Raw genomic sequence first — 11,538 nt, forward strand, 5'->3', positions numbered from 1 at the left:
TATTTTTGTGCCAAAATCAACACAATCAGCTATAAACTACAATTTATTCACTTCTAATGAAAACTAATTCTTACTTCTGGAAGACCTTTCTGGTTTTTCTTTTTTTTATTTTTACGACAACGTCGTTTTCGCAGAGTAATAATTGCGCTGCTACACCAACACTAACAGTTGGAACCACTTGTACTACTACAAACTATAATGTAGCAAGCACATTTACAGATTCTGGTGTTGCTGAAAGTTGTACTGGCACTTCTTGGAGAGATGGATGGTACACATTTACCACTGGCGCATCAACAACATTAATTACTATTAATGGGACATCAGACAAACGATTAGGATTAGCTTTGTACACGGGAGCTTGTGGCTCTTTATCGGAAGTTATTTGTACAACACCAGGTACTGCAAATGCCAATATATCAAATCAAATCGTTTTACCTAATACGACTTACAGATTGAGGTTAATGCGAACGAATAATGATAACAATAATGATATGATGGGGACAGTTTGTGTTATTGATACGACGCCGGTTTCAGTTTGCGGAAGCACTACCAACATAGCATCTTGTGGAACTGTTGTAAATACTACAATTGCTGCAGGTACTGGTAGTTTTGGTACTTCTGCTTGTGGATTTACAACTGGTGGAATAGAACGCGTTTTTACCTTTACACCTGCTACAACAGGCTCCTATTCTATACAACAAACTAACTCATTTGCTTTTATTGATTATCAGTTTAGAACAGTAGCTTCTGGGTGTACTTCAACAGGCTGGACATGTATAGACGATTTAACTGGCGCATCTAATAGCCCTTTATTTACTCTAACAGCAGGAGTTCAATACTACCTGCTACTAGATCCTGAAAGCACTGTAGGAGGCAACGTAAGTTTTAGGATTAGTTGTCCTACAGCAGGACCTGCAAACGACAATTGTGCAGGAGCAATAACGCTAACCGTAAATCCTGGGGTTTTATGTACAACTACAACTGCGGGTACAATAGCATCTGCATCAGACTCTGGTATAACAAGTAGTTGTTCTGGTACTGACGATGATGATGTTTGGTATCGTTTTGTAGCAACAAATACTACACATTATGTGAGTTTATTAAATGTGGCTGGTAGTACAACAGATATGTATCATGCCGTATATTCTGGCGCTTCTGGTTGTGGTTCACTTGGAGCTGCTTTGGTTTGTTCTGATGCTGATTCAAGCACAGTAACTGGATTAACTGTTGGACAGACTTATTATGTTCAAGTATATTCATACACAAGCACAAGCGGACAAACGAGTACCTTTGATATTTGTATTGGAACACCTCCGCCTCCACCAAGCAATGATAATTGCGGAGGAGCAATAGCATTAACAGTAAATCCGGACTTAAGCTGCGGAACTACAACAGCTGGATCTGTAGCATCTGCAACAGACTCTGGTGTAACAAGTAGTTGTTCTGGAACAGATGATGATGATGTTTGGTATCGATTTACAGCAACAAACACAACACATTATGTGAGTTTATTAAATGTTACAGGTAGTACTACTGACATGTATCATGCTGTTTATTCTGGAGCATCTGGCTGTGGTACACTTGGAGCAGCATTAGTTTGTTCTGATGCTAACAATAGTACTTTATCAGGATTAACAATTGGTCAGACATATTATGTACAAGTATATTCATACACAAGTGCAACTGGTCAAACAAGTTCATTTAATATTTGTATCGGAACACCTTGTAATGGAAGTGGACCTGGGACAGGCACAACAACATTAGGTTGCCCAACAGTTATTTCTGGCGGATTAGGATTAAATGGAGCTGATCCTGCAGCAATTGGTTGTACAGCAGCATCAACTTGTGTTGATTTAGAAGCAACCTATTTAGATTTAGGTAACACAACAACTTACACAGTACAATCGATACCATATGCACCTCCATATCAATTTAATTGTTTAGCAAACCCTGTGAGTGTTAATGATGATGATGTTTGGTCACCAGCGATTAATCTCCCTTTTAACTTTTGCTTTTATGGAAATAGTTACACTCAATGTACAATTGGTTCAAATGGTGTTCTTTCTTTCGATATTGCAAATGCTGGAACGGCTAGTGGTTATTTATTTAGCAATAATTTACCTAATACTACTGGAGCTTTATTCGAAAACACTATTTATGGCGTTTACCACGATATTGACCCAAGAGCTGGAGGAGAAGTTGGTTGGGAATTAATAACATTAAATACAGGATGTAGAGCCTTAGTAGCTTCATGGCATGACGTTCCAATGTTTTCCAATAACAGTTTATTATACACTGGTATGATGGTTTTGTATGAAAACACAAACGTTATTGAAGTTTATATTGAGAATAAAGTAATAGACGGAACGTGGAATGATGCAAATGCAATTGTTGGAGTTCAAAACGCTACTGGAACTGCTGCAGTTGTTGCCCCAGGAAGAAACGGATTAGACGCTAACTGGACAGCAACAAACGAAGCTTGGAGATTTGTACCTTCTGGAACTTCTATTACATCATTAAGATGGTACCAAGGTTCAGGAACTACTGGACCAATGATAGGAACAACAGATGTAATTAATGTTTGTCCTACATCTACAACAACATATACAGCAGAAATTACATATACTTTATGTAATGGATCAACACTAATAGAAACCGAGGAAGCTACCGTAACGGTTAACGGTGCAAAAGTTTGGAATGGATCAGTAAGCACTAACTGGAATGTAGCTAATAACTGGACTCCTACAGGAGTTCCAACAGCTATGGATTGTGTCGTTATTCCAGACACTGCAAATGACCCAATTATTTCTGGAACCAACTTTAATGCATTAGGTTTAAACTTAACTGTTAATAACAATGCTACTTTAACAGTTACTTCAAACAACGATTTAACAATAACAGAATGGGTTAATATTAATGCTACTGGTAATTTAGTTTTACAAAATAGCGCTAGTTTAATTCAAATTGACAATGACGTGAATCAAGGAACAATGAACATGACTAGAACGGCAAATATTCGTAAATTAGATTATGTGTATTGGTCTTCTCCTGTTGCTAATTTTAGTGTTAATAATATTTCTCCTGGAACAACAGGATATAAATACAAATGGACTCCAACTATATCAGGAAATGTTAATGGTTTTGGAAATTGGACAACCGCAAATGAAGCAATGGTTCAAGGTAAAGGATATATTGTAAGAGGTCCTGATAATTATACTACCGCACTAGCTCCTTTTAATGCAGTCTTTACAGGAACACCAAATAATGGAATTATTACCACTCCTATTTCAAGAGGCGTTTGGAATGGAGGAACATATTCAACAGGTGTTTCTACAACTCCCGGAACAAACAATGACGACAACTGGAATTTAATTGGAAATCCATACCCATCAGCAATTCATGCTATCAATTTCTTAACGCTAAACACCAACATTGATGGTTTTATAAACGTTTGGACACATGGAACTTTACCAAGTTCAGCTATTGCAGATCCTTTTTACAATAACTATGTTTATAATTATACTCCTGGAGATTATATCACTTACAATAGTTCAGGTGCATCAGCTGGTCCAGGTACATTTGGAGGCTATATTGGTGCTGGTCAAGGATTCTTTGTATTAATGAATCACACTTCTGCATCTACTTCAGAAAATGTTACTTTTAACAATACTATGAGAAGTAGTACTTATGATAACCAACAATTCTATAGAACTACTGATGATAATAATGGTAGAATTTGGTTAGACTTAATTGGTTCAAATGGTTCTAACGTTAGAAATTTAGTTGCTTATGCAGATGGCGCAACGAACAATAGAGATCGTTTGTTTGATGCAATTACTGATGAAAAATTGAATTTAAATTTATATTCAGCTATTGGAGATGATTTAATGAAAATTCAAGGAAGAACTTTACCATTCGACCAAGAAGACCGAGTTCCCATGGGAATAAAAGTTCCACAAAATGGTAATTACACTATTGGAATTGCAGCAGTTGATGGTTTCTTTACTGATACAAATCAAAACATCTATTTAGAAGATAAAGTAACTAATATCATTCATGATTTAAGACAAAATCCATACAGTTTTACAGCTGATGCAGGAAATTACACAACTCGCTTTGTACTAAGATACACAAATGAAACCTTAGGCGGTGATGATTTGGTTGCTGATGAGGCTAATTTATGGATTATTAGTTCAGATGCTTTATCAGTAAAATCAACTAAAAACACAATTCAATCGGTACGTGTATTTGATGTTTTAGGAAGACATTTAGCGTATTATCCGAATGTTGATGGTTATGAAGTACCTTTAAATACCATTCAGAAAAACAATGCAGGTTTAGTAATTCAAGTTACATTATCAAATGGAACTGTTATAAGCAAAAAAGCGATTTACTAATCATAAATATTTGAAAAAATTCCAAAAAGACCTTTGCTTTAAATAGTAAAGGTCTTTTTCATTTGCATAAGCTTCTCGCTCAAATGAAATATTATAATAAGCCACTCTCCTATTTTTAAATTGAATCAATCGAACTAGAAACTCGATTCCATACCATAAAAAAAAGAAGACAATCAAAAGTTCTAATTGTTGTTTGATATGAATTCTCTCATGATTCAATAATACAGCATGCGATTTATCCTTTTTATCAGATAAAAACACAAATGGAAAAAAGGTAAAACCTCTAAACCCTTTCGGAATTAAATATTTAAAAACTAGTACAATCATTTCATGCAAAGTTGCTAAATTTCTTCTTTACTATATTATTTAGTCAAAGGAAAGAAGTAATCTTGGTTAAAAATATTTATTTTTGTAAAAAATAAATATAAATATTTTTAAGTCGATTTGTCGATATGAATAACGAATTAAATCCAAATAATTTAAAAGAAGGTGAAGATTTCTATTACACACCCGAAGGATACAAGTGTTTCACAGAAAAATACCATCTAAAAAGAGGCTATTGTTGTAAAAGTGGTTGCAGACATTGCCCTTATGGTTTTGATAAAAAAACTGGAACCACCAAGAAAAAATAATTAGAAAAAATCTCGACTCCGCTCGATTTGACAAGGCAATGAGAGAATGAGGGACGAGGAGACTTGGGGACGAGGAGGCTTGGAGATGAGGGGACTTGGTGATGGGGAGAATTGGAGACCAGGGGACTTAGACTGAGAGATGAAGTCATTTTTTTTGGAGTTTAGGATTATAAAAAACAAAATGGATATAGAACTATACAAATACCGAATCAAAATTCACAAGTCCTATCACAGGTCTGACATTCGTTATCCTTAGTTTTCCTAAATAGGCCTGAAAAAACTTAACGAATTAGCCAAACAAAAAGGCTTTTCAAGAATAGTTTTTGACTGATTATTAAACTAACTAATTATTTATAAGAATCTCGACTGCGCTCGATTTGACAAGAACAAATTATTTATTTACATCAATCTCGACTCCGCTCGATTTGACAATATCGTTCAACAAACAACAACTATACACTAAAAAATGACATTTCAAGAACAAATACTACAAGGCATTCCATCGGTTTTACCAAATCCAAAACCGTATGAAACTGAAATAAATCACGCACCTAAAAGAAAAGAAATTCTTTCTGAAGAAGAAAAAAAATTAGCTTTAAAAAATGCACTTCGCTATTTTGATGCAAAACATCATGCTGAATTAATCCCAGAATTTAAAGCTGAATTAGAAACGTATGGTAGAATTTACATGTATCGCCTACGACCTGATTACAAAATGTATGCTAGACCAATTTCAGAATATCCTGGAAAATGCGAACAAGCAAAAGCGATTATGTTGATGATTCAAAACAATTTGGATTATGCTGTAGCACAACATCCACACGAACTAATTACGTATGGCGGCAACGGTGCTGTTTTCTCCAATTGGGCTCAATATTTATTGACCATGAAATATTTGGCAGAAATGACTGAAGAGCAAACTTTAGCCATGTATTCGGGTCATCCAATGGGCTTGTTTCCATCGCATAAAGACGCACCAAGAGTTGTGGTTACTAACGGAATGGTGATTCCAAATTATTCCAAACCAGACGATTGGGAAAAGATGAATGCTTTAGGCGTTTCACAATACGGACAAATGACGGCTGGAAGTTATATGTACATTGGTCCACAAGGAATTGTACACGGAACAACAATCACCGTTTTAAACGGATTTAGAAAAATTAAAAAATCTCTAAAAGGAGGATTATTCGTTACTTCTGGTCTAGGAGGAATGAGTGGCGCTCAACCAAAAGCCGGAAATATTGCAGGTTGCGTGACCGTTTGTGCTGAAGTAAATCCGAAAATCACACACATTCGTCATTCACAAGGTTGGATTAACGAAATTGTAGAAGATATAACATTGCTTGTTGCTAGAGTTCGAAAAGCATTAGAAAATCAAGAAGTAGTTTCTATTGCTTATTTAGGAAATATAGTAGATGTTTGGGAACGTTTTGATCAAGAAAATTTACACATCGATTTAGGTTCTGACCAAACTTCTTTACACAATCCTTGGGCTGGTGGCTACTACCCTACTGGTTTTTCTTTTGAAGAATCGAATGAGATGATGGCTAATAATCCAGAAAAATTCAAAGAAGAAGTTCAAAAAACTTTACGTCGTCATGCGGCAGCGATAAACAAGCACACTGCAAAAGGAACCTATTTCTTTGATTACGGAAATGCCTTTTTGTTAGAAGCTTCTCGTGCTGGAGCAGATATTATGGCAGAAAATCATATCGATTTCAAATATCCAAGTTACGTGCAAGATATTATGGGTCCAATGTGTTTCGATTATGGTTTTGGACCATTCCGTTGGGTTTGTGCTTCAGGAAATCCAGAAGATTTAGCTAAAACAGATAAAATTGCTTGTGACGTTTTAGAAGCAATGATGAAAAACTCTCCAGAAGAAATCCAACAACAAATGGCCGATAACATCCAATGGATTAAAGGGGCACAGGAAAACAAATTAGTAGTTGGTTCTCAAGCTCGTATTTTATATGCTGATGCCGAAGGAAGAATCAAAATCGCAGAAGCATTCAATCAAGCAATTGCTCGTGGTGAAATCGGCTACGTAATTTTAGGAAGAGATCATCACGATGTTTCAGGAACCGATTCACCTTATCGCGAAACTTCAAATATTTATGATGGTTCTCGTTTTACAGCTGATATGGCCATTCAAAACGTAATTGGAGATAGCTTCCGAGGCGCAACTTGGGTTTCTATTCACAATGGCGGTGGCGTTGGTTGGGGCGAAGTAATTAATGGAGGTTTTGGTATGGTTCTTGATGGTAGTAAAGAAGCATCAAGACGCTTAGAGTCAATGCTTTTCTGGGATGTAAACAACGGAATTTCAAGAAGAAGTTGGGCAAGAAATGAAGGAGCAATTTTTGCAATAAAAAGAGCCATGGAGACGCAACCTTTATTGAAAATTACCATCCCTAATATAGTAGATGAATCATTGTTATAATTTCAAGTTTAAAGTAAAAGGAAATCAACTTTAAAACTTGAAGCCTTAAACTTTAAAAACCTGTATTTATGAAAACATTAAAATTACTTTCGATTCTTTTTATAGCAACTCTTGCTTCTTGTAGTTCAGTAAGAGTGAATGCTGATTATGATAAAAAAGCAACTTTTACCAACTACAAAACATATGCTTATTTAAAAAGCGGAATTGATAAAGCTGAAATTTCAGATTTAGATAAAAAGAGAATTTTATATTCGATAGAAGAAGTAATGGCAACCAAAGGCTTTACCAAATCTGAAAATCCAGATGTTTTGATTAGTATCTTCACCAAAGAAAGAGAACGTGTTGATATTAACAACAACATGGGATTTGGCTGGGGCTGGGGCTGGAATCCATGGTGGGGAATGGGCGGAGGTTTTACAAGTGTAACTACAACCCCTGAAGGAACTCTCTTCATAGACATCATTGATGCCAAAACCAAAGAATTAGTTTGGCAAGGCGAAGGAAGTGGTTATTTAACCAAAAATACTGACAAAAAAGATGCTCGAATTAAAGAGTTTGTTTCAAAAATATTAGAGCAATATCCTCCAAAGTAATATTTATAAAGGCGTAAAATAAAATTTACGCCTTTTTTTATAATATTAATGCTTACATAATATTAGTCGTTAGTTGTTTTTGTAACTTTGCACCCGCTTTTCAAATGAAGCTTTTTACAGCATGAATTTTTTTAAGGTTTTAACTTTATCTATAAGTTTGTTTTTGTTTTCAAATCAAAGTTTTTCACAATGCTTTGAAATTGAGAGTATTTTAGTAGATGCGTGTGATAATACTACAGATGAAGCATACAATGAGATGTTTCGAATGAGAATTGGAGGAACACCATTAAACACCAGCACATTAAGTATTAACTGGCCAGCTCAAGCTTGGCTTGGATTAGTTCAAAATGCTACCACTGCTGGTAAAGTAGCTCAATTAAATGCTGACATACTTGCCGCTGGTGGATGTGGTCAAATTTTAGAACCAACTGGAGGCGTTCTTCCAGCTAACTCAACTGTAGTTGTAGTTACAAGCCCTAATTTAGATACAACTTTGAATTCTTTTGGAGCGTTAACTTCAACCATTTACATGATATTTCAAAATACCCCTGCTGCTCCAAATGCAGGTCATTTCGGAAACTATAATGCAACTCCAGCCACTCGAACTTTAGCTGTTACTTTTGGTGGTGGGTGTTCTGACTCTGTGACATATCAAAGAGCCAACTTAGTAAATATTTTTGGTGCAGTTGGAGGTTCTGTATCCGACTTAAATGGTTCTACTGTAAATTTCACTGCTTCTGGAACCGCTTCTTATGTCAATAATGGATGCACTGCCCCTATTCCTCCATTCACAGTTGAAGCTGGAACTACACCAATTCCAGCATGTCCTGGACAAATTATCAATTTAACAGGAACTGCTCAGGGTCAAACAAGTGTTACCTGGACAGCAGCTTCTGGTAGTTTTTCAAACCCAAATAATTTAACCACTACTTACACTGTACCTCTTAGCGCAACAAGTGGTAGTTCAATAACCTTAACTTTATCAGCAACTAATTCCTGTTTAGCTACAATTACAGACAACATCATTATTAATGTTGGCGGACCAAGTCTTACATTAGCTTCTGGTTCGAATACACAAAGTGTTTGTTTAGGCGCTTCTATTTCAACCATAACGTACACATTTGGTGGTGGCGCAACTGGAGTAAATGTTTCTGGTTTACCAGCTGGTGTTAGTTCAATTATTTCTGGAAACGATGTTATCATTAGTGGAACACCAACTACTACAACTGGTTCTCCTTTCAATTATAGTATTACTACCACAGGAGGCTCTTGTGGAAATGTTACTACAAACGGAACTATGACTGTTAGCAATAATGGTTCATTAAATTTATTTTGTGATACCGGAAACTCAACTCCAACATCCTTAGCATTTGATTTTAGTAACGTGGGACAAAGTAGTTTTACTTACAGTTACACTATTGATGGCGGAACCCCTATTACAGGAACACATATTTCCCCATCCAATTTTACAGTAACCGGATTGACACCTGGACAAACCGTAATTTTCACGTTAACAGCAAATGGAGTTTCTTGCGTTCCATCACAAACTGTAAATTGTTCTACATCTTGTCCAACCCCAACACTTGCTTTAACTTCGGCAACTGGAACAAATACGCAATCAACATGTATTAACACCAACATAACTCCTATTACCTATACTTTTGGAAATGGAGCAACTGGAGTAACTGTAACAGGTTTACCAACTGGAGTAAACTTTACAACTTCGGGAAATAATGTAACTATTACTGGAACACCATCTACAACAATTGGTTCGCCATTTTCTTATACTATTACAACCATTGGAGGTTCATGCGGAACAGCTACTCTTGGTGGAACTATCACGGTAAATTCAAATCCAACTTTAGTTCTAAACTCAACAACGGCAACTACAAATCAATCTGTTTGTGTAAATACTTCTATTAATCCGATATCTTATACTTTTGGTGGAAGTGCAACTGGAATAAATGTTACAGGTTTACCAACTGGCGTGAGTTCAATTGTTTCTGGAAATACGGTAACTATTAGCGGAACTCCAACTACAACGACAGGTTCACCTTTTAACTATACCATAAGTACTTCAGGAGGCTCTTGTGGAACTATATCTCTTAATGGAACTATAACCGTAAATCCAGCTGCTACTTTAGTACTAACTTCAGCAATTAGCACAACAAATCAAATTGTTTGTACCAACACTACTATAATTCCTATAACTTATACTTTTGGAAATGGAGCAACTGGAGTAACCGTAACAGGTTTACCAACTGGTGTCAACTTTACAACTTCGGGAAATAATGTAACTATTACTGGAACACCATCTACAACAACTGGTTCGCCATTTTCTTATACTATTACAACCATTGGAGGTTCATGCGGAACAGCTACTCTTGGTGGAACTATCACGGTAAATTCAAATCCAACTTTAGTTCTAAACTCAACAGCAGCTACTACAAATCAATCTGTTTGTGTAAATACTTCCATTAATGCGATATCTTATACTTTTGGTGGAAGTGCAACTGGAATAAATGTTACAGGTTTACCAACTGGCGTGAGTTCAATTGTTTCTGGAAATACGGTAACTATTAGCGGAACTCCAACTACAACGACAGGTTCACCTTTTAACTATACCATAAGTACTTCAGGAGGCTCTTGTGGAACTATATCTCTTAATGGAACTATAACCGTAAATCCAGCTGCTACTTTAGCACTAACTTCAGCAATTAGTACAACAAATCAAATTGTTTGTGCCAACACTACTATAGTTCCTATAAATTATACCATTGGAAACGGAGCTACAGGATACACAATTACTGGTTTACCAGCTGGAGTTAGTCATACAATATCAGGAAATTTTATTACAATAAGCGGAATACCAACAGGAATTATAGGAACTCCTTATACTTACACCATTACCACTAATGGAGGTTGTGGTTCTCAGAATTTATCAGGCGTTTTAACACTTACAAATGGAATAGCTCCTGTTTTTACACAAGTATTACCAATTTGTGCTGGAACAACTACTTCTCCATTACCAACAACATCAAATAATGGTATTACTGGAACTTGGTCACCTGCATTTAATAATAGTGCTACAGATACTTATACGTTTACACCAAATTCGGGACAATGTGCTTTAAACACACAAATGACAATACAAATTACTCCTAGTCCAACAATAACAAATGTAGCTTTCAGTTCTAATATTTGTTCAGGAAGTTCTACTGATATTGTTCTAACTAGTGATGTTATAAATACAACTTACACTTGGAGCGCTACGATATCTAATATCACAGGTTCTTATGTAACTAGTGGTAACGAGACCAATATCAACCAAATTGCTACATTAACAGATCCTGAGAATATTGGAACTATTACGATGGTAATTATTCCAAGAGCTAATGGATGTGATGGAGCACCAAGAACTATTTTAATCACGGTTAATCCTAATCCAGTGATTGAGAGTGTTACCGTATCAG

At 35.9% G+C, this 11,538-nt stretch carries 5 protein-coding genes; all 5 read left to right on the forward strand.

Translation table 11 applies throughout. The annotated features are described in order from the left end of the window. Nucleotides 1-56 precede the first annotated feature (56 nt). Nucleotides 57-4,397, forward strand: coding sequence for a hypothetical protein (locus AAEO58_RS11660; protein ID WP_341683549.1), 4,341 nt, complete (start codon nt 57-59; stop codon nt 4,395-4,397). A gap of 452 nt (nt 4,398-4,849) precedes the next feature. Beyond that, nucleotides 4,850-5,029 carry a C1orf53 family protein gene (locus AAEO58_RS11665; RefSeq protein WP_341683550.1) on the forward strand — a complete coding sequence of 60 codons (180 nt, stop codon included), beginning with the start codon at nt 4,850-4,852 and terminating at the stop codon, nt 5,027-5,029. 466 nt (nt 5,030-5,495) lie between these two features. After that, complete coding sequence (locus AAEO58_RS11670) at nt 5,496-7,472, forward strand: urocanate hydratase (RefSeq protein ID WP_341683551.1); 1,977 nt, start codon at nt 5,496-5,498, stop codon at nt 7,470-7,472. A gap of 68 nt (nt 7,473-7,540) precedes the next feature. Next, entirely contained in the window at nt 7,541-8,065 is a 525-nt protein-coding gene (locus tag AAEO58_RS11675; RefSeq protein ID WP_341683552.1) for a DUF4136 domain-containing protein, read from the forward strand. A gap of 121 nt (nt 8,066-8,186) precedes the next feature. After that, nucleotides 8,187-11,538 (forward strand): beta strand repeat-containing protein (locus tag AAEO58_RS11680; RefSeq protein ID WP_341683553.1); only part of this gene is annotated, 3,352 nt, incomplete at its 3' end.

Origin of the sequence: Flavobacterium helocola (genome assembly GCF_038289885.1) — a bacterium.
Taxonomy (GTDB): Bacteria; Bacteroidota; Bacteroidia; order Flavobacteriales; family Flavobacteriaceae; genus Flavobacterium; species Flavobacterium cheniae.